The following is an 18455-nucleotide window of genomic DNA, read 5'->3' on the forward strand; positions in this document are numbered from 1 at the left end:
TCCCGACCCGTCCGAAGACGATGGGGCGGAGTGGCCGCAGCGCAACGCGCTGCGCGACCGGATCCGGCGCGGCGGCGCGGCTGCCCCGGTGCACGAGGCGCGGACTGCTGCAACCGCCAGTTCCCCGGCCCCGCAACGCGCCTTGCCTCCGCAGGATTCGTCGCGCCCGCCAGCGCTGCGTCACCCCGCACCGTCTCAGTCGAGCGCGCTGGCCCAATCGAGCGCGCGGGCCCCGGCGGCCGCGCAGAAGCGTGCGATCCTCCCTGAACCCGAACAGCGTCGGGCACCCGTCCACCCGGCATCCGAGCGCAGAAGCGAGACCACCGCGGATCGCGAGGGGCCTCAGCCGCGCCCCGCCCCCCCGGCGACACGGTCCGCAGCGCAGCAGGATGCCCTCCAGGCTGAGCGCCGTGGCGGCGGCAGCAGCAGCAACAGCAGCAACAGCAGCAACAGCGGTAGCGGCGGCGAGGCCGTGGACAATGCCGTACTCCCGATCGGCGAAGTGCTCGAGATCGCGGGTTCGGGATCGCGCATCGCGATCGATCTGCACCGTCTCGGCGAATGCATGCGGGACGAAGACCCGGCGATCGCGATGGCGGGGCAGGTCGGGAGCCAGATCAAGATCCGCGTCGGCGACGGCTGGCTGCTGGCCAACGTCCGCAACCAGAAGCAGGATCGGCAGGTCGTCGGCTCTGTCGTCGCGAACATCGATTTCCTCGGCGAGGGCGCCGAGGAGAAGCTCACCGGCAAGCTCCACAGCTTCAAGCGCGGGGTCACCCGCTATCCGGTGCCGGGGGCGAAGATCTATCCGGCCACGACCCAGGATCTCAGGCAGGTCTATGCCAGCGACGGACGCAGCGCGGTGACGATCGGCAAGGTCTATCCCACCAAGGATATCCGCGCCGGGCTCTATATCGACGCCATGCTGGGCAAGCATTTCGCGCTGCTGGGATCGACCGGCACCGGCAAATCGACCAGCGCCGCGCTGATCCTCCACCGCATCTGCGAAGCGGCGCCCGAAGGCCATATCGTGATGATCGATCCGCATGGCGAGTATGCGGCGGCGTTCCGCAACACCGGGGTGATCCTCGATGTCTCGAACCTGCAGATGCCCTATTGGCTGATGAATTTCGAGGAGCATTGCGAGGTGCTGCTCACCAGCGCCGGGAACGAGCGGCAGGTCGATGCCGACATCCTCGCGCGCTGCCTGCTGCAGGCGCGCGGCAAGAGCAGGCTGGCCGAGCAGATGGGCAAAATCACCGTGGATTCGCCCATCCCCTATCTGCTGTCGGACCTTTCGATGGCGCTGCAGGACGCGATGGGCAAGCTCGACAAGGCGACCAATTCCGCGCCCTATATGCGGATCAAGAACAAGCTGGACGAGCTGAAATCCGATCCGCGCTACCAGTTCATGTTTTCCGGCATGCTGGTGGCCGACACCATGGCGGATTTCATCTGCAAGATCTTTCGCATGCCCGGCGGCGGCAAGCCGATCTCGATCATCGACGTCTCGGGCGTCCCCTCCGACATCACCGCCACGGTGGTCGCGGTGCTCAGCCGGCTGGTGTTCGATTTCGCGATCTGGGGCCGCGAGGAGAAGACCCGCCCGGTGCTGCTGGTCTGCGAGGAAGCGCATCGCTACGTCCCTAACGAGAAGAACGCCGACGGGTCGAGCGTGGGCCGCGTGCTCAGCCGGATTGCCAAGGAGGGCCGCAAATACGGCATCAGCCTGGGCCTGATCACGCAGCGCCCCTCCGATCTTGCCGAGGGGGTGCTCTCGCAATGCGGCACGATCCTGTCGATGCGGCTCAACAACGACCGCGACCAGGCTTTCGTCAAGGCCGCGATGCCCGAGGGCGCGCGCGGGTTTCTCGATGCGATCCCGGCGCTGCGCAACCGCGAATGCATCATCTGCGGCGAGGGCGTCGCGATCCCGATCCGGGTGCGTTTCGACACGCTCGAGGAAAGCAAGCGGCCCGCCTCGGACGATCCCAGCTTCGTCGAATTGTGGAACAGCAGCGGCGGCGAGGAAGATTCGGTCGCGCGGGTGGTCCAGCGCTGGCGCTCGCAAGGTTGAGTTTGGCGCTAGGTCCCCCGGGTATCGCCGAACAGGTGGATATGCAGCCGGTCGCTCATCCGGAAGCCGTGCTCGAGGCATAACGGCACCAGCCAGCGCTCGCGAGTCCGCAGCGTGGCGCTGTCGGTGCCTTCGGGCATCAGGAACACGCGGGCGGGCGGGATCGCATGGGCGCGGACCAGCGCCGCCGCCTCGGCGACGTCCTCGGGCGCCGCGACCACGAATTTGAAACAGGCCCGCGGGTCGCCGGCATAGGCGTGGAGCCGCTCGGGGAGCAGCGCGAGCTCGGCCGGATTGCCGCTGTGCGCCAGCTTGGGACTGACGTTGTACTGATCGATCCGGACATCGAGCCGCGGGGGCGCGCGGGTGGTGCCATTGGTCTCGATCTCGACCGTGATGTCGGGAAGCAGCTCGAGCAGTTCGGCCAGCGCCGCGGCCTGCAGCAGCGGTTCGCCGCCGGTCACCACCAGCCGCTTCTGGCCCTGCTCCGCGATCCGCTGCGCCACTTCGGCGACGGGCAGCGTCAGCTGGTTGGCCCGGCGATCGTAGGTCCGGCCCGATCGGTGCGGGCGCCCGAACTTTTCGGCGGCGCCGGTGAAGTGCCAGGTGTAGGCGGTGTCGCACCAGACGCAGGCGAGATTGCAGCGCGACAGGCGCACGAAGGCGACCGGCATCCCGGCGGAGGGACCTTCGCCCTGCACCGAGGAGAAAATCTCCGGCCCCCCGGTGTCGTCGGTCGCAAGCGTCAGTTTCACACGGCTTTCCAGTAATGTCCCCGGAGGGTGACGGTGGGTGACAGTGGGTGACACCGGTGTCACCCGGATTCTAGAACTAACCCACTGTTACAGAACGGGTTTATCCCGCCAGGGTGACACTTGGCGGGTTTTTTCGGGCGGGACCTCCGCCCGGCGACCAGCCTCGCACCATCCTATGGCAGAAACGCCCGCTGTAGGAAAATCCTCCGCGAGGGCGGAGCGATTATCCCAGCCGCGCCAGCGCCGCCTCCAGCCGCTCGACCTCGGCGCTGTGATGCGCCAGATCGGCGCGCGCCTTCTCGACCGCCTCGGGCTTGGCGCGTTCGACGAAGCTGGCATTGCCCAGCCGGCCTTCGAGCGATTTGGCCTCCTTGCGCGAAGCGGCGAGCGCTTTTTCAAGCCGCGCCTGCTCCGCCGCGATGTCGATCACGCCTTCGAGCGGGATGACGAAAGCGTCCTCGCCCGCCGCGATCTGCATCGCCGGCCCCTCGGGCGCGTCGGCGAAGTGGATCGGGGTCAGCCGTGCGAGACGCTCGATCGCGCCCGCATTGCCCTCGACCACCGTCTTCGCCAGCGCGCCGGGTGCGGGGCAATAGGCTGCCAGCTTGGCGCCCGGCGGGATGCCGAGTTCGTTCTTGGCCGCGCGCACCGCGCCGGTCAGCGCGATCAGCCAGTCGATCTCGGCCTTCGCCTCGGCATCGATCTCGGCTTCGGGCTCGGGCCAGCGCGCGGTGATCAGCGGGTGTTCGGGCCGCTCGCCCTGCTTGCTCCACAGCTCCTCGGTGACGAAGGGCATGAAGGGGTGGAGCATGACGAGGATCTGGTCGAGCGCCCAACCGGCGACGGTCTTGGTCTCGATAGCAAAGTCTCCCTCCCGCTCGCGGGAGGGGTCAGGGGTGGGCGAGGTCTGGTCGTCCCCATCGGGCCCACCCCCGATCCCTCCCGCAGGCGGGAGGGGGGAAAGGACGGGCTTGATCAGCTCCAGATACCAGTCGCAGAACCGGTCCCAGACGAAGTGGTAGATCGTGTTGGCGGCCGCGTCGAAGCGCAGTTCGGCGAGCGCGCGGTCGAGCGCGGCCTTGGTCTCCACCACCTCGCCGACGATCCATTTGTTGACCGCAAGCGTGGCCTCCGGCGCGGCGATCTGCGTGCTCGCGCCGATCCCGTTGGCCTGGCAGAAGCGCGTCGCGTTCCACAGCTTGGTCGCGAAATTGCGGTAGCCCTCGACCCGCTTGTCATCCATCTTGATGTCGCGGCCCTGGCTCTCCATCGCCGCCATGAAGAAGCGCAGCGCATCCGCGCCATAGCGCTCGATCAGCCCCAGCGGATCGACGACATTGCCCTTGGATTTGGACATCTTCTGCCCGTCGGCGGCGCGCACCAGCCCGTGGAGATAGAGCCGCGGCCAGGGGTTCTGACCGGTGAGATGGCGCCCCATCATCATCATCCGCGCATCCCAGAAGAACAGGATGTCGAAGCCCGAGATCAGCAGGTCGTTGGGGTAGTGCTTCTCGACCAGATCGGTTTGCTCGGGCCAGCCGAGCGTCGCGAAGGGCCACAGGGCGCTTGAGAACCAGGTGTCGAGGACATCCTCGTCGCGGGTCAGTTCGAATGCGTCGCCCCGGACTTGATCCGGGGTCCCGCTGGTTTCTTCACCCGCAGCAGATCCCGGATCAAGTCCGGGATGACGCGCGAGGAATTGTTCGCGCGCTTCCTCTTCGGTTTCGGCGACGTAGGCGTTGCCGCTGTCATCGTACCACGCCGGAATCCGGTGTCCCCACCACAGCTGGCGGCTGACGCACCACGGCTGGATGTTCTCCATCCAGTTGAAGAAGGTCTTCTCCCAGCCTTTGGGGACGATCTCGACTTCGCCGCTCTTCACCGCCGCGATCGGCGCCTTGGCGAGCTCGGCGGCGTCGACATACCATTGGTCGGTCAGCCAGGGCTCGATCACCACGCCGCCGCGGTCGCCGAAGGGAGTGGCGATGGTGCGCGGTTCGGAATCGAGGCTCTGCTCCTCGCCATCCTTGGTCTTGACGATATGGGGAATGAGGTAGCCTTCGGCTTTCATCCGCGCGACCACCCGCTCGCGCGCGCCATCGACACCGTCGCGCCGGAAGCGGTGCAGGCCGAGGAATTCCTCCGGCACCAGCCCGTCGGCGGTCTGGCAGACATCGGCCTCGGCATCGAGCATGTTGAGCATGTCGCCCGCTGCGATCCCGGCGCGCTTGCCGACCTCGAAATCGTTGAAATCGTGACCCGGCGTGATCTTCACCGCGCCGCTGCCCAGTTCCGGGTCGGCGTGTTCGTCGGCGACGATGGGAACGCGGCGGCCGGTGATCGGCAGGACGACATGTCTGCCCACCACGCTGGCGTAGCGCTCGTCATTGGGATGCACCGCCACCGCCATATCGGCGAGCATGGTCTCGGGCCTCGTGGTGGCGACGACGATATGGTCCGCGCCGCTATCCAGCGTGACCCCGTCGGCGAGCGGATAGCGGAAGTGCCAGAACTGGCCCTTCACATCCTGCGTCTCGACCTCGAGATCGGAGATCGCGGTCTTGAGCTTGGGGTCCCAGTTCACCAGCCGCTTGTCGCGATAGATCAGCCCGTCGCGGTGCAGATCCACGAAAGTCTTGAGCACGGCTTTCGAGAAATGCTCGTCCATCGTGAACTGTTCTCTGGACCAGTCCATCGAGCAGCCCAGCCGGCGCAGCTGGCGGGTGATGGTGCCGCCGCTTTCTTCCTTCCACTCCCACACCTTGGCGATGAATTCCTCGCGCGAATAATTGGTGCGCTTATCCTGCGCGGCCTCGAGCCGGCGCTCGACCACCATCTGGGTGGCGATCCCGGCGTGATCGGTGCCGACCACCCACAGCGCATCCTTGCCGCGCAGCCGCTCGTAGCGGATCATGATGTCCTGCAGCGTGTTGTCGAGCGCGTGGCCGATATGCAGCGAGCCGGTGACGTTGGGCGGCGGATTGACGATGGTGTAGGGCTCCGCCTCCGGACGATCCGGGCGGAACAGGCCGTTCTCCTCCCAGTGGGAATACCAGCGCGCCTCGATATCGGCGGGATCGAATGTGGTCGGCAGATCGGTGCTCATGGTCCGGCCTTTGCCAGCGGGTCTGCGGCGGTGCAACAATTGCTCGCGCGCAGAGTGCGCCTTGTCGCCCGGACGATTTACCCGCATATGGCCTGCCGATGGACAGCGAAGCCGGATTCACGATCCCCGACGAAGGAGAAGGACCCGGCACGCTGGCGCTGTCCGGGCCGTGGCTGGTGTCGTCGATCGGCGCGATCGAGCCCGAATTGCGGCGCATCGGCGGTCCGGTGGCGCGGATCGATCTGAGCGAGGTCAGCGAGATCGACACCGTCGGCGCCTGGGTCGTCTGCGATCTCGCCGAACGGCTTGACGCCGAAGTGACCGGCGCCAGCGAGCGCGCCACCAGGCTGATCGATGCGGTCTGCGATCTGGGCGAGGGAGCGCCGCTCGCTCCCCCGCGCGACGTGGTGTGGACCCGCATCGCCGCCGGCACCGGAGCCAAGGTCTATGGCGCGCGCGCCGGGATCTACGGCGTGGTCGGCTTTCTCGGGGCGATCCTTTCCGCCGCGGGCACGCTGATCCGCCATCCCTCGCATTTCCGCGGCAAGGCGCTGGTGCGGCAGATGGAACTGGTCGGCGTCGCCGCGCTGCCCATCGTCGGGCTGATGAGCTTCCTGATCGGCATCGTGATCGCGCAGCAGGGCGCGGTGCAGCTGTCGCAATTCGGGGCCGAGACGCTGACGGTCAATCTGGTCGGGCGGATCACCTTACGCGAACTGGGCGTGCTGATGACCGCGATCATGGTCGCGGGGCGATCGGGCTCGGCCTTCGCCGCGCAGATCGGCACCATGCGGCTGACCGAGGAAGTCGATGCCATGCGCACCATCGGGATCTCGCCGATGGAGGCGCTGGTGATCCCGCGCATTCTTGCGGCGATTCTGATGATGCCGCTGCTGGGTTTCTACGCCTCTGTCATGGCGATCGTGGGCGGGGCGACGATCTCCAATTTCGCGCTCGGCATCCCCTTCTTCAACTTCCTCGAGCGGATCCAGGATGTGGTCCCGATCTACGATCTGTGGGTCGGGCTGATCAAGGCACCGGTGTTCGGGCTGATCGTCGGGCTGGCGGGGTGCTATCACGGCATGCAGGTCAAGGGCGATTCCGAGCAGGTGGGCCTGCGCACCACGCTCGCGGTGGTCTCGGCGATCTTCGCGGTGATCGTGCTCGACGCCTTCTTCGCGGTGTTCTTCACCAAGCTGGGATGGGGCTGATGGAGGAGGGCGGCAACCGGCTCGGGCGCCACGAACGCTATCGCGGCGAACATCCCGTGGTGGTCAAGGGGCTGGTCAACCGCTTCGGCGATCATGTCGTCCACGAGAATCTCGACCTCGAAGTCCGGCGCGGCGAGATCCTCGGCGTGGTCGGGGGATCGGGGTCGGGAAAATCGGTGCTGATGCGCTCGATCATAGGGCTGCAGCCTCCGAGCGACGGCGAGGTCGAGGTCTTCGGCCGCTCGCTGACCGATGCCGCACCCGACGAGGTCCTGGGGGTCCGCGACCGCTGGGGTGTCCTGTTCCAGGGCGGGGCGCTGTTCTCGACTCTGACGGTGGGCGAGAATGTCGAGGTGCCGCTCAAGCAGTTCTACCCCGAGATTTCGGACAAATTGCGCAAGCAGATCGCCCGGTACAAGGTGCTGCTCTCGGGTCTGCCCGAGGAAGCGGTCAACCAGTTTCCCTCCGAACTGTCGGGGGGGATGCGCAAGCGCGCGGGCCTCGCGCGGGCGCTGGCGCTCGATCCCGAGCTGTTGTTCCTCGACGAGCCGACCGCCGGGCTCGACCCGATCGGCGCCGCCGCCTTCGACCGGCTGACGCTGGAACTCAAGGAGACGCTGGGGCTGACCGTATTCCTGATCACCCACGATCTCGACACGCTCCACGCGATCTGCGACCGGGTGGCGGTGCTGGCCGACAAGCGGGTGATCGCGGTGGATACGGTGCCCAATTTGATGGCGCTCGATCACGAATGGATTCAGGAATATTTCAACGGTCCGCGCGGGCGGGCGGCGCTCAGTGCGCAGGCGCTGGAGGAATTGCGCAAGCATATGGATATGCCCATCGCCGCGCAGGCCGTCAAAGCGTTGGACAACGCCCCGGATAGGAAGGCATAGGTCAAACCAATGGAAACGCGGGCCAATCATGTCTGGGTGGGGGCGGTTACGCTGCTGCTGCTCGCCGCGCTGGCGCTGGCGATCGTGTGGATTGCGCGGCTCGGCCAGGGCGATCAGGACGAATACGACATCTTCTTCAAGACCTCGGTCGCGGGCCTCGCCACCGGCTCGCAGGTCTCCTTCGCCGGGGTGCCCGTCGGGCAGGTCAGCCAGATCGCGCTGTGGGAGAAGGATCCCGAATTCGTCCGCGTCCGGATCAAGGTGAAGGAAGAGGTTCCGATCCTGGTGGGGACCACCGCGACGATCCAGTCCAGCTTCACCGGGGTCTCGACGATCATGCTCGATGGCGCGCGCAGCGGCCAGCCGCCGATCACCTGCGAAACGACCGCCTGCGTCGAAGGCGTGCCCGTGATCCCGCCCAAGGCGGGCGGGTTCGGCGAGATCCTCGCCAATGCGCCGCTGCTGCTCGAACGGCTGGCGACGCTGACCGAGCGGCTGACCTCGCTGCTCTCGGACGAGAACCAGGGCGAACTGGCGGGCATTCTCGCCAACACCAACCAGATGACCGCCGATCTCGCTCAGGCGACCCCGCAGATCGAACGCACCATGCTCGAGCTGCAGGTGACCTTGCGCGAATCCTCCGAGGCGCTCGACCAGTTCGAGAAGGTCACCGCCACCACCGATCGCCTGATCAACCAGGAAGGCCAGGCGATCTCGCAGGAATTGCGCGAGACGCTGCGTTCCGCGAGCGGCGCGGCCGCCGCGCTCGAACAGACGCTCGAGCAGGCGCGCCCGGTCACCCGCCAGCTCACCGAAAGCACGCTGCCCGCCGCCGAAGCGACGCTGCGCGATCTGCGCGCCACCAGCCAGTCGCTGCGCGATATCACCGAGACGATCCAGGATGAGGGCGCCGGCGCCCTGGTGGGCGGGCCGCCCCTGCCCGATTACGAACCATGAGACACAGCATGACCCGTATACCCAACCGCGCCAGAATCCTCGCCTGCCTCGCACCGGCGCTCGCGCTGGCGGGCTGCGTCAGCTTCGGTCCCGATGCGCCGCCCAGCCTGCTGACGCTGACCTCGAACGCCGTGGCCCCCGCGGGCGTGGGTGCGAGCGGCAATGCCGAGACGGCGCTCGTGCTGACCGAATTCGAGGCGCCCGCGCGGCTCGACGTCAACCGCGTGCCGGTGCAGGTCACCGACAGCGAGATCGCCTATCTCAAGGAAGCGGTCTGGGTGGAGCGGCCCGCGCGGCTGTTCCGCCGCCTGCTGGCCGAGACGATCCGTACGCGCAGCGGGCGCGTGGTGATCGATGGCGACGATCCCGGCGTGCTCGCGGATACGCGGATCACCGGCGTGCTGCGCGAATTCGGCTATGATGCGGCGACCGGCTCGGTGGTGGCGACCTTCGACGCGGTCCGCAAGGGCGAGGGCACTGCGGTGACGACGCGGCGGTTCCAGGCGGTGGTGCCCGGCGTCCCCGCGGAGGCCGCCCCGGTGGGCGCGGCGCTCAATCAGGCAGCCAACGATCTCGCCCTGCAGGTCGCCGAGTGGATCGGCTGAGCTAGCGCCGGTCGGCGGTAGCGGCGCGGGCGAAATCCAGCGCCGCGAAGAATTGCCCGGTGCGCAGATCGCGCGCCGCCTGCGCTTCCTCGTCGATGCCCCAATGCTCGGCCTGCCAGTCCTCTTCGAGGTTGGCGGCACTCCACAGCGCCTGCGCATCGGCATCCTGCCGGAGCACCGAAAGCCCAACGCATAGCGAGGCGGCGAGCGAGGTGAGCGTCTTGAGCGCAGCCAGTTCGAAGGGGCCCAATCCGCCCAGCCGGGCTCGCAGCGTCGCCAGTGTCGCGGGCCGCTGCGGGCGGTGCATCACGCCGCTGACCCGCTCGAGCACCACCTGTTCGCGCGCTTCGAAATCGGCGACCAGCGGTTCCCACATCTGCTGCTGGCGGCGCCAGAAATGCTCGTCGGGATCGGCGCGGTAACACAATGTATCGGTTTCGATATAGGCGAGCAGACCCTCGCGCACGGGCTCCGGGTCGGGCGCGATCACGTCGATCGCATAATCCGCCAGATCGCGATGGACGAAGCGTCTGGGGTCGAGCGTCGCGCCCTGATCGCGCCATTCGGCGGCCAGCAATTCCGCGAGCGCGGAGTTCGGCACCCGCTGCGGCTGCCCGCCCTGCGTCCTGATCGCACGGCCATCGAGCCTGACGGTCCAGCCGTCGGGCTCCTCGGCAATGGCAACTTCGGAATAGAACCGCTTCATTCGTCGCGGCTCTCTTCCCGGTCCTCGTCCTTGCTGACGTCGAGACTTTTCCAGCGCTTCGCCAAGGTGTGCGGCAGGAAGAAGAACCCCAGCGCCCCGCCGACCAGCAGGATGATCCCCAGCAGCGCGGAGCCTTCGATCCGACCTTCCTGGATCAGCAGGCCGAGCATCACGAGGAAGATGCAGCCCAGCCGTACGAGCTGGAGCGCCATGTAGCGCTTCATTGCAGGGTCGGGGCCCGAGCCGGGGCCTGAACCGGCGCCCGAACCGGCGCCTGAACCGGGGTCAGGATCGCGCTCAGCCATGCGCGATCTTGCCGAGCAGCGCCTCGAGCGCCGGCATGTCGTTCGCCACATCGGTCGCGCCGGTGGCGAGCAGTTCGTCGGGCGCATGGTAGCCCCAGCTCACCCCGAGCGCGGGTACTCCGGCGGCGCGCGCCATCTCCATGTCGAAGCTGGTGTCTCCGATCATCACCGCCGACCCCGGAGCTATGCCCGCTTCCGACAGCGCGGCTTCGAGCATGGCGGGGTGCGGCTTGGACGGATGGCGGTCGGCGGTCTGGAGCGTGACGAACAGCTCGGAAATTGCGTGTCCGGCGAGACAGGCGGTGAGCCCGCGATCGCTCTTGCCGGTGGCGACGCCGAGTAGCCATCCCGCCTCGTGCAAGCCATGGAGCAGTTCGCGCATCCCCTCGAACAGCGGCTCGCTCAGCCGCCCTTCGGTGCGCGCGGTGAAGAAGGCGTGTTTGTAGCCGTCGACGATCGCCGCGCGCTGGTTCTCGCTGGCCTGGGGCGCGAGCTGGACCAGCGCCTGCGGCAGGCTCAGCCCGACCACCCGGCGCACCTGCGCGCGCGGCGGGCAGGGCAGGTCCGCCCCCGCGAAAGCCGATTCCATGGCTTCGCAGATCGACGCCTGGCCATCGACCAGCGTCCCGTCGCAATCGAACACCGCAAGCCGCACGCTCATGCTCCGATGGTCCGCATATGGGCGGCGATCGCGGGCCTTCCGGCTGCGGTGTGGCCCTCGGCGATTCGGGCGCGTTCGGCCACGCTCTTCTTCTGCGAGAGCTTGAGGGTGGGGCGCCACTTCTGCACATCCAGCTCGAAGCCGACGATCGCACCGAACAGCTTGCTCCAGGTCGCCTCGCTCGATTCGCCAGCCTGCCACTGAGCGCCTTCGATCCGTGCCTCGTGCCGGGCGATGGCGGCGTGGAGGAATTCCTCCAGCTCCTCGTCCGTCAGGCGGCGGACACGCCCTTCCATCTCGATCGCGACGTAGTCCCAGGTCGGCACCGTATCGCGGTTGTCGTACCAGCGCGGCGAGACATAGGCATCCGGCCCGTTGACCGTGACGAGCGCGGTCGCTCCCTCGAGGTGTCCGGTCAGCGCATTGCCGCGCGCCAGGTGGAACCGCACCTGGCCCGTGCCCGTCGACAGCAGCGGGGTATGCGCCACGCGCGGTCCGTCGGGCGTGGTCAGGAAGACCATGCCGAAGCCGATCTGCTCGATCAGCGTCTCGAGCAGCTGGCGGTCCTCGCAACGGAACTGCGGGTTGGGGTGCATCAGTGCCGGCCCTTCGGCTTGCTCCGCGCCTTGCCCGGGCCTTTCCCAGCACCCTTAGAGGAGCCCTTGGCGGGGCCCTTCGCCGGCCCCTTGCTTGCCGAACCCTTGCTCGTCGGGCCCTTGGCATCGGAGGCATCGCGGCGACCGCGCCGTTCGCCGCGGCGGTCCTTGCGGATCGACTTGGCGTGCTGGCGCGCGGCCTGCTTCTTTTCCTCGCGCGATTTGGGCGGTGGTTCGTCGCGCAACGGCTCGGCGTCGCTGAGCGTGAGATCGAAACCCATCTGCTCCATCGTGGCAGCGAAATGCTCGGGCAGCTCGGCCACCGCGTCGATCTTGCCGCCGCCGGGCGAGCCGATCACCAGCCGCCGGGCGTGGAGATGCATCTTGCGGCTGATGCTGCCGGTGAGGAAGGCGTCCTGCCCGCCATATTTGCCGTCGCCGACGATCGGATTGCCCATCGCCGCGCAGTGGACGCGCAGCTGGTGGGTGCGCCCGGTCAGCGGTTCGAGTTCGAGCCAGGAGGCCTTGCGCCCGGCGGTCTCGACCACGCGGTAGCGGGTTTTGGCGATCTGCCCGTTTTCCTCGTCGACATGCATCTTTTCGCCGCCGGTACCCGGCTGCTTGGCCAGCGGTGCCTCGATCGTGCCTTCGCGGACGTCGGGGACGCCGACCACCAGCGCCCAATAGACTTTTCGCGCGCTGCGCCCGGAGAAACGGCGCGAGAAATGCGCCGCGCTGCCCGGGGTGCGCGCGATCAGCAGCACGCCGCTGGTGTCCTTGTCGAGCCGGTGGACCAGCCGCGGGCGCGGGTCGTCGCCTTGGACGAAGGCATCGAGCAGCCCGTCGACATGGCGGGTGGTCTTGGTCCCCCCTTGCGTGGCGAGGCCGGGCGGCTTGTTGAGCACGATCGCAGCCTCGTTCTCGAGTATGACCATCGCCTCCGCCTGCTCGCGATCCTCGGCGCTCAGCTCGCGTTGTTCGCGCGGCTTGCGGGTGTCGCTCTCGCCGCCGGGCGGGACGCGCAATTGCTGCCCGGTCGCGAGCCGGTCGTCGGGCTTGGCGCGCTTGCCGTCGACGCGGATCTGCCCGGTGCGCGCCCAGCGGCTGACCGTGCCGAAGCCGATCTGCGGCAGGTGGCGCTTGAACCAGCGATCGAGGCGGATGCCGTCGTCGTCGCGGCCGACGGTGAACTGGCGAACCTCGAGCTGAGGGGCGTCATCCTGGGGGGCATCGGGGGCGCTCATCCCAGCAGCCTCGTCAGCGTCAGGCCGAAGAACAGACCGGTGACCCCCAGCGCGATCGAGAGGAAGGCGTAGAGCGCGGCGATGGTGAACTGGCCGCGTTCGACCAGCACCACCAGTTCGAGGCTGAAGGCGCTGAAAGTGGTGAACCCGCCGAGCAGACCGACGCCGAGCAGCAGCCGCAGCTGGTCGCCGCCTTGCCCCGCGCGCGCCAGCCAGCCGAACAGCAACCCGATCAAGAGGCTGCCCAGCGCGTTCACCGCCAGCGTGGCCCAGGGGAACACCGACATCGCCGGCGCGCCGAGCCAGCCGGTCATCGCGCGCCCGGTCTGATAGCGCAGCGCGGCACCGAAGGCGCCACCGATCGCCACGTTGACGGTGGCGGCGAAGGGAGAGAGGGAGGACATGGTGGCTGCCTTAGCCGCGCGTAGGGCAAGTGAAAAGGCGCAGCAGCCGATGTATCGGCCTCGTGCGGGGATGCTTGCAATCGGGCTGGCTCGGCGCTATGTGGCGGCCGTTCGAGCCGGTCCGGAACGGATTCGGCGCGGTCGTCGTTGATTCGACGAGACGGTCCTCGAGACAGTCTTTCCGGCCCGATTTTTCAGGAGGCACCCCCGCCGCGGCGGGCTCTGTCCCGCTCAGCAAGGTGTTTGAATTTATGCAGATCATGGTTCGCGATAACAATGTCGATCAAGCTTTGCGCGCGCTCAAGAAGAAGCTGCAGCGCGAAGGCGTCTATCGCGAAATGAAGCTGCGCCGCCACTACGAGAAGCCCAGCGAGAAGCGTGCCCGCGAAAAGGCCGCCGCCGTGCGCCGCGCGCGCAAGATGGATCGCAAGCGGATGGAACGCGACGGCTGACAATGATCCGGCCCTCCAAGCGCCGGACTTGAAGCATTTGCCAAGCTAAGCCATGAGGGCGCGGACCGATCTCCGCGCCCTTTCGCTTTTGCGGGCGCTTTTTTCCAGGAATCACCATGACCGAAGTCACCCGCGTACCGCTCCAGCCGATCGCCAAGGGGTCGCTGACCAAGCTGTGGATCGGCATCGCCGCGGCGGTGCTGCTGGCCCTGGTGCTGGCGCTGATCGCTCTGCCCGAGGGGGTCGAGGTGGACACGCTGAGCGAGGGCAGCGGCCCGGTGCCGGCGGCTACCGACGTGGTGTTCGTGCGCTATACCGGCACGCTGGAAGACGGGACGGTGTTCGACCAGTCGCAGGACATTCCGCTGCCCGTCGAAGGCATCTTCCCCGAAGGCAATCCGCTGCCGCTCGACCGCATGGTCCCCGGCTTTGCCGAAGGCGCGCTGCAGATGCAGAAGGGCGGCACCTATCGCATCACCATTCCCGCGCGGTACGCCTATGGCGTCGAAGGCCGGACCGATCCGCAGGGCAATGTGGTGATTCCGCCGAACGAGGATTTGACCTTTCAGGTCGAACTGGTGGATTTCATGAGCATGGAGGATTTCGAGCGCCGGCTGGCCGCGCTGCAGCAGGCGCTGCAGATGGGCGGGCCTGATGGCATGATGGGCGCTCCCGAAGCTCAGCCGGAAGTCGAGGGCGGCATGGTTCCGCCGCCCGCACCGATCCAGTAGAACGCGGGCGATCGCCGCTTGAAGCGGCGCGCGCGCGGGGCTAACGCGCCTCCCCATGTCCGTCGATAAACAAACCGTCGCCAAGATCGCCTCGCTCGCGCGCATCCGCATGAGCGACGACGAACTCACCCGGATGGCGCCCGAGCTCAACCAGATCCTCGACTGGGTCGAACAGCTGGGCGAGGTCGATGTGTCCGGCGTCGAACCGATGACCGCGGTCATCCCCAACAGCCTGCGGCTGCGCGACGATGTGGTCGATGCCGATCCGCTGACCGGCGGCGGGCGGCGCGACGATATCCTCGCCAACGCGCCCGCTGCCGAACACGGCTTTTTCGGCGTTCCCAAGGTGATCGAATAATATGACCGACCTGACCCAGCTCGGCGTAAAGCCCTTGCGCGATGGCGTGGCGGCGGGCGATTTTACCGCGCGCGAAGCGGCGGAGGCGTTCAACGCCGCGGTCGCGGATGCCGCCGAACTCAACGCCTTCATCGTCACCACGCCCGATCACGCGCTGGCAGCGGCAGACAAGGTCGATGCCGACCGCGCGGCGGGCAAGCCGCTCGGGCCGATGGCCGGCGTGCCGATCGGGATGAAGGATCTGTTCTGCACGCACGGGGTGCAGACCACCGCCGCCAGCCACATCCTCGAAGGCTTCGTGCCGCGCTACGAAAGCACCGTCAGCCAGAAGCTGTGGGACGCGGGCGCAGGGATGCTGGGCAAGCTCAACCTCGACCAGTTCGCGATGGGTTCGTCCAACGAAACCAGCCATTTCGGCAATGTTGCCTCGCCCTGGCGGCGCGAAGGCACCAATGCGGCGATGAGCCCGGGCGGTTCCTCGGGCGGTTCGTCCTCGGCGGTGGCGGCGCGGATCGCGCCCGCCGCTACCGGGACCGACACCGGCGGCTCGATCCGCCAGCCCTCCGCCTTCACCGGCATCTGCGGGATCAAGCCGACCTACGGCCGCTGCTCGCGCTGGGGCGTGGTCGCCTTCGCCAGCAGCCTCGACCAGGCCGGACCGATGGCGCGCTCGGTCGAGGATTGCGCGATCATGCTCGGCGCGATGGCGGGGTTCGATCCCAAGGACGCCACCAGCCTCAAGCTGGACGTGCCCGACTGGGCCGCCGGGCTCGATGCGGATCTCACCGGCAAGACCGTGGGCATTCCGCGCGAATACCGGATGGAGGGCACCGATGCGGCGATCCTCGAGAGCTGGGAGCGCGGCAAGCAATGGCTGCGCGATGCGGGCGCGAAGATCGTCGACATCTCGCTGCCGCACACCAAATACGCGCTGCCGGCCTATTACATCATCGCCCCCGCCGAGGCATCGTCCAACCTCGCGCGCTACGACGGCGTGCGCTACGGTCTGCGCGATCTGCCCGAGGGCGCGGGGCTGCAGGACATGTATGCCGAGACCCGCGAGGCGGGCTTCGGCGACGAGGTCAAACGCCGCATTCTGATCGGCACCTATGTGCTCAGCGCGGGCTTCTACGACGCCTATTACACGCAGGCGCAGAAGGTCCGGACGCTGGTGGCGCGCGATTTCGAGCAGGCTTTCGCGCAATGCGACCTGATCCTCGCGCCGACCACGCCCACCGCCAGCTTCCCGCTGGGCGACAAGAGCGACGATCCGCTGGCGATGTATCTCAACGACGTCTTCGCGGTCCCCGCCAGCCTCGCTGGCCTGCCCGCGATGAGCGTGCCCGCGGTGCTGAACGCCGACGGCCTGCCGCTCGGTCTGCAGCTGGTCGGCAGGCCCTTCGACGAGCAGGGCGTGCTCAATGCCGGGCTGGCGATCGAGCAGCGCGCGGGCTTCACCGCGCAGCCGGAGAAGTGGTGGTGCTGAGTTTCGGTCCCGTCGAATGGATCGCCTCGATCGCGGTGGCGATCACGATGTTCGTCGTCCCGGTATGGGTCGCGAGCCGCGGCAAGACGGGCGAAGCGCGCTTCGACGCGGATGGCAAGGTAATCGAAGATGAGTAACTACCGCATCCAGCGCAGCGGCTTTTCAGCCAAGCCGGAGAAGCGGTGGTGAGTGGCGCACCGGCCGGTATTCTTGTGCTTGGTGCCATAGCATCGCTGAGAATATTCGGCCCAGAACGTCATCCCAGCGAAAGCTGGGATCTCGGGCCATCTGGGCCGACGATATTGAGAGCGATCCCAGCTTTCGCTGGGATGACGGGATTGAGACTATGACCAACTACCACATCCAGGGCGCCACGGGCGAATGGGAGGTCGTGATCGGCCTCGAAGTCCATGCGCAGGTCACCTCCAACGCCAAGCTGTTCTCGGGCGCCAGCACCGCTTTCGGGGCCGAGCCCAACACGCAGGTCAGCCTCGTCGACGCGGCGATGCCCGGCATGCTGCCGGTGCCCAATGCCGAATGCATCCGCCAGGCGGTGCGCACCGGCATGGCGATCGAGGCGCAGATCAACACATGGAGCCGGTTCGACCGCAAGAACTACTTCTACGCCGATCTGCCGCAGGGCTACCAGATCAGCCAGCTCTATCACCCCATCGTGGGCGAGGGGCAGCTGACGATCGATGCCGACGAGAAGGCGGGGATCCCCGAGGACAAGATCATCGGGATCGAGCGGATCCATATCGAGCAGGATGCGGGCAAGCTGATGCACGACCAGCATCCCACCATGTCCTATGTCGATCTGAACCGCACCGGCGTGGCGCTGATGGAGATCGTCAGCCGCCCCGACATGACCTCGCCCGCCGAGGCCGGGGCCTATGTCCGCAAGCTGCGCAGCATCCTGCGCTATGTCGGCTCGTGCGACGGCAATATGGAAGAAGGCTCGATGCGCGCCGACGTCAACGTCTCGGTGCGCAAGGTCGGCGATTCCGAGCTGGGCACGCGGACCGAGACCAAGAACGTCAATTCGGTGCGCTTCGTGATGCAGGTCATCGAATTCGAGGCGCGCCGCCAGGTCGATCTGATCGAGGACGGCGGCGAGGTGGTGCAGGAAACCCGGCTGTTCGACCCGGGCACCGGGACCACGCGGACCATGCGCAGCAAGGAAGACGCGCATGATTATCGCTACTTCCCCGATCCCGATCTGCTGCCGCTGGAACTGGAGGAGGATTTCCTCGCCGAATGCCGCGCGAGCCTGCCCGAACTGCCCGACGCCAAGCGCGCGCGCTACGAGAACGAACTCGGGCTTACGCCGTACAATGCGCGCGAGCTGACTGCCGAGGTCGAGACCTTCGCGCGCTACGAGACGCTGCTCGCGGAAACCGCGCGGCGTACGGGCAAACCCGAATCCGAGGTCGCCACGCAGGTCGCCAACTGGGCACTGTCGGTGGCGCCGGGCGTTTTGAAGTCGCTGGGCGACGAGGCCGATCCCGCGCACGCCACCGCGCAGGCGCAGGCCGCGATTCTCGAGCTGCAGGCTGCGGGCGCAATCAGCGGCGGGCAGGCCAAGGAGATCTACGAGATCGTCCTCAAGACCGGCCGCGAACCCGGCGAGATCGCCGAGAGCGAAGGCCTGAAGCAGGTCAGCGATACCGGCGCTATCGAGGCGGCGATCGACGAAATCCTGGCCGCCAACCCCGACAAGGTCGAACAGTACCGCGGCGGCAAGGACAAGCTGTTCGGCTTCTTCGTCGGCCAGACGATGAAGGCGATGCAGGGCAAGGCCAATCCGGCGGTGGTGAACGACCTGCTGAAAGCCAAACTGGGATAGGGCGCAGCACCGGGCGGCGAGCAGCCTACTCAGCAATGTTCGTCATGCTGAACTTGTTT

General features: G+C 67.4%; 19 protein-coding genes. 11 read left to right on the forward strand and 8 right to left on the reverse strand.

The features are described from left to right. Positions 1-472: 472 nt before the first annotated feature. Positions 473-2077 carry an ATP-binding protein gene (locus tag Q9K01_RS04130; protein WP_305929177.1) on the forward strand — a complete coding sequence of 535 codons (1605 nt, stop codon included), beginning with the start codon at positions 473-475 and terminating at the stop codon, positions 2075-2077. Between the two features lie 8 nt (positions 2078-2085). On the opposite strand, the gene Q9K01_RS04135 is transcribed toward Q9K01_RS04130, so the two are convergent. Together Q9K01_RS04135 and Q9K01_RS04140 are read right to left on the reverse strand one after the other, a co-directional pair. After that, complete coding sequence (locus Q9K01_RS04135) at positions 2086-2832, reverse strand: 7-carboxy-7-deazaguanine synthase QueE (protein ID WP_305928925.1); 747 nt, start codon at positions 2830-2832, stop codon at positions 2086-2088. A 223-nt stretch (positions 2833-3055) separates the two neighbouring features. Next, entirely contained in the window at positions 3056-5938 is a 2883-nt protein-coding gene (locus Q9K01_RS04140) for a valine--tRNA ligase (protein ID WP_305928926.1), read from the reverse strand. A gap of 98 nt (positions 5939-6036) precedes the next feature. On the opposite strand from Q9K01_RS04140, the gene Q9K01_RS04145 reads away from it, so the two are divergent. The 4 genes from Q9K01_RS04145 to Q9K01_RS04160 are packed head-to-tail and all read left to right on the forward strand — an operon-like array spanning position 6037 to position 9607. Continuing rightward, positions 6037-7149 (forward strand): ABC transporter permease, encoded by a 1113-nt coding sequence (locus tag Q9K01_RS04145; protein WP_305928927.1) that lies wholly within the window; start codon positions 6037-6039, stop codon positions 7147-7149. Then, positions 7149-8045 carry an ABC transporter ATP-binding protein gene (locus Q9K01_RS04150; RefSeq protein ID WP_305928928.1) on the forward strand — a complete coding sequence of 299 codons (897 nt, stop codon included), beginning with the start codon at positions 7149-7151 and terminating at the stop codon, positions 8043-8045. Before Q9K01_RS04145 ends, Q9K01_RS04150 begins: the two co-directional genes overlap by 1 nt. Positions 8046-8054: 9 nt before the next feature. Then, positions 8055-9002: an MlaD family protein gene (locus Q9K01_RS04155; protein WP_305928929.1), complete on the forward strand. Its 948-nt coding sequence runs from the start codon at positions 8055-8057 to the stop codon at positions 9000-9002. Positions 9003-9010: 8 nt separating this feature from the next. After that, positions 9011-9607 (forward strand): ABC-type transport auxiliary lipoprotein family protein, encoded by a 597-nt coding sequence (locus tag Q9K01_RS04160; RefSeq protein ID WP_305928930.1) that lies wholly within the window; start codon positions 9011-9013, stop codon positions 9605-9607. A gap of 1 nt (position 9608) precedes the next feature. Here the strand turns inward: Q9K01_RS04160 and Q9K01_RS04165 are convergent, their stop codons facing one another. From Q9K01_RS04165 to crcB, 6 genes are read right to left on the reverse strand one after another with little or no spacing between them, the layout of a single operon-like run. Next, the gene (locus Q9K01_RS04165) at positions 9609-10313 is read right to left on the reverse strand and encodes an ATP12 family chaperone protein (protein WP_305928931.1); all 705 of its coding nucleotides are present in this window, start codon (positions 10311-10313) and stop codon (positions 9609-9611) included. After that, the gene (locus tag Q9K01_RS04170) at positions 10310-10618 is read right to left on the reverse strand and encodes a hypothetical protein (RefSeq protein WP_305928932.1); all 309 of its coding nucleotides are present in this window, start codon (positions 10616-10618) and stop codon (positions 10310-10312) included. Before Q9K01_RS04170 ends, Q9K01_RS04165 begins: the two co-directional genes overlap by 4 nt. Next, positions 10611-11279: an HAD-IA family hydrolase gene (locus Q9K01_RS04175; RefSeq protein ID WP_305928933.1), complete on the reverse strand. Its 669-nt coding sequence runs from the start codon at positions 11277-11279 to the stop codon at positions 10611-10613. The genes Q9K01_RS04170 and Q9K01_RS04175 overlap by 8 nt, the downstream gene beginning before the upstream one ends. Further along, positions 11276-11875 carry an FMN-binding negative transcriptional regulator gene (locus Q9K01_RS04180; protein ID WP_305928934.1) on the reverse strand — a complete coding sequence of 200 codons (600 nt, stop codon included), beginning with the start codon at positions 11873-11875 and terminating at the stop codon, positions 11276-11278. The genes Q9K01_RS04175 and Q9K01_RS04180 overlap by 4 nt, the downstream gene beginning before the upstream one ends. Continuing rightward, positions 11875-13119 (reverse strand): RluA family pseudouridine synthase, encoded by a 1245-nt coding sequence (locus Q9K01_RS04185; RefSeq protein WP_305928935.1) that lies wholly within the window; start codon positions 13117-13119, stop codon positions 11875-11877. The genes Q9K01_RS04180 and Q9K01_RS04185 overlap by 1 nt, the downstream gene beginning before the upstream one ends. After that, on the reverse strand, positions 13116-13523 hold the full coding sequence (gene crcB / locus Q9K01_RS04190; protein WP_305928936.1) for a fluoride efflux transporter CrcB: 408 nt from the start codon (positions 13521-13523) through the stop codon (positions 13116-13118). The genes Q9K01_RS04185 and crcB overlap by 4 nt, the downstream gene beginning before the upstream one ends. A 251-nt stretch (positions 13524-13774) precedes the next feature. On the opposite strand from crcB, the gene rpsU reads away from it, so the two are divergent. The 6 genes from rpsU (at position 13775) to gatB (ending at position 18396) form a co-directional block, all read left to right on the forward strand. Next, positions 13775-13975: a 30S ribosomal protein S21 gene (gene rpsU / locus Q9K01_RS04195; RefSeq protein ID WP_067611817.1), complete on the forward strand. Its 201-nt coding sequence runs from the start codon at positions 13775-13777 to the stop codon at positions 13973-13975. Between the two features lie 116 nt (positions 13976-14091). After that, a complete protein-coding gene (locus Q9K01_RS04200; RefSeq protein WP_305928937.1) occupies positions 14092-14706 on the forward strand; it encodes an FKBP-type peptidyl-prolyl cis-trans isomerase in 615 nt (204 codons plus the stop codon). Between the two features lie 55 nt (positions 14707-14761). Next, on the forward strand, positions 14762-15064 hold the full coding sequence (gene gatC, locus Q9K01_RS04205) for an Asp-tRNA(Asn)/Glu-tRNA(Gln) amidotransferase subunit GatC (protein WP_305928938.1): 303 nt from the start codon (positions 14762-14764) through the stop codon (positions 15062-15064). Between the two features lies 1 nt (position 15065). Further along, the gene (gene gatA / locus Q9K01_RS04210; protein ID WP_305928939.1) at positions 15066-16550 is read left to right on the forward strand and encodes an Asp-tRNA(Asn)/Glu-tRNA(Gln) amidotransferase subunit GatA; all 1485 of its coding nucleotides are present in this window, start codon (positions 15066-15068) and stop codon (positions 16548-16550) included. Continuing rightward, positions 16544-16687, forward strand: coding sequence for a hypothetical protein (locus Q9K01_RS04215; RefSeq protein ID WP_305928940.1), 144 nt, complete (start codon positions 16544-16546; stop codon positions 16685-16687). The genes gatA and Q9K01_RS04215 overlap by 7 nt, the downstream gene beginning before the upstream one ends. Positions 16688-16896: 209 nt before the next feature. After that, on the forward strand, positions 16897-18396 hold the full coding sequence (gene gatB / locus Q9K01_RS04220) for an Asp-tRNA(Asn)/Glu-tRNA(Gln) amidotransferase subunit GatB (protein WP_305928941.1): 1500 nt from the start codon (positions 16897-16899) through the stop codon (positions 18394-18396). Positions 18397-18455: the final 59 nt, after the last annotated feature.

The sequence above is a fragment of the Qipengyuania benthica genome (assembly GCF_030717865.1).
GTDB classification, from domain to species: domain Bacteria; phylum Pseudomonadota; class Alphaproteobacteria; order Sphingomonadales; family Sphingomonadaceae; genus Qipengyuania; species Qipengyuania benthica.

Excerpts from the sequence above, each read along its gene's own strand:
- Q9K01_RS04140 (WP_305928926.1), bottom strand. The coding sequence starts at position 5,938 with ATGAGCACCGATCTGCCGACCACATTCGATCCCGCCGATATCGAGGCG.
- Q9K01_RS04145 (WP_305928927.1), top strand. The coding sequence starts at position 6,037 with ATGGACAGCGAAGCCGGATTCACGATCCCCGACGAAGGAGAAGGACCC.
- Q9K01_RS04150 (WP_305928928.1), top strand. The coding sequence starts at position 7,149 with ATGGAGGAGGGCGGCAACCGGCTCGGGCGCCACGAACGCTATCGCGGC.
- Q9K01_RS04155 (WP_305928929.1), top strand. The coding sequence starts at position 8,055 with ATGGAAACGCGGGCCAATCATGTCTGGGTGGGGGCGGTTACGCTGCTG.
- Q9K01_RS04160 (WP_305928930.1), top strand. The coding sequence starts at position 9,011 with ATGACCCGTATACCCAACCGCGCCAGAATCCTCGCCTGCCTCGCACCG.
- Q9K01_RS04165 (WP_305928931.1), bottom strand. The coding sequence starts at position 10,313 with ATGAAGCGGTTCTATTCCGAAGTTGCCATTGCCGAGGAGCCCGACGGC.
- Q9K01_RS04170 (WP_305928932.1), bottom strand. The coding sequence starts at position 10,618 with ATGGCTGAGCGCGATCCTGACCCCGGTTCAGGCGCCGGTTCGGGCGCC.
- Q9K01_RS04175 (WP_305928933.1), bottom strand. The coding sequence starts at position 11,279 with ATGAGCGTGCGGCTTGCGGTGTTCGATTGCGACGGGACGCTGGTCGAT.
- Q9K01_RS04180 (WP_305928934.1), bottom strand. The coding sequence starts at position 11,875 with ATGCACCCCAACCCGCAGTTCCGTTGCGAGGACCGCCAGCTGCTCGAG.
- Q9K01_RS04185 (WP_305928935.1), bottom strand. The coding sequence starts at position 13,119 with ATGAGCGCCCCCGATGCCCCCCAGGATGACGCCCCTCAGCTCGAGGTT.
- crcB (WP_305928936.1), bottom strand. The coding sequence starts at position 13,523 with ATGTCCTCCCTCTCTCCCTTCGCCGCCACCGTCAACGTGGCGATCGGT.
- rpsU (WP_067611817.1), top strand. The coding sequence starts at position 13,775 with ATGCAGATCATGGTTCGCGATAACAATGTCGATCAAGCTTTGCGCGCG.
- Q9K01_RS04200 (WP_305928937.1), top strand. The coding sequence starts at position 14,092 with ATGACCGAAGTCACCCGCGTACCGCTCCAGCCGATCGCCAAGGGGTCG.
- gatC (WP_305928938.1), top strand. The coding sequence starts at position 14,762 with ATGTCCGTCGATAAACAAACCGTCGCCAAGATCGCCTCGCTCGCGCGC.
- gatA (WP_305928939.1), top strand. The coding sequence starts at position 15,066 with ATGACCGACCTGACCCAGCTCGGCGTAAAGCCCTTGCGCGATGGCGTG.
- gatB (WP_305928941.1), top strand. The coding sequence starts at position 16,897 with ATGACCAACTACCACATCCAGGGCGCCACGGGCGAATGGGAGGTCGTG.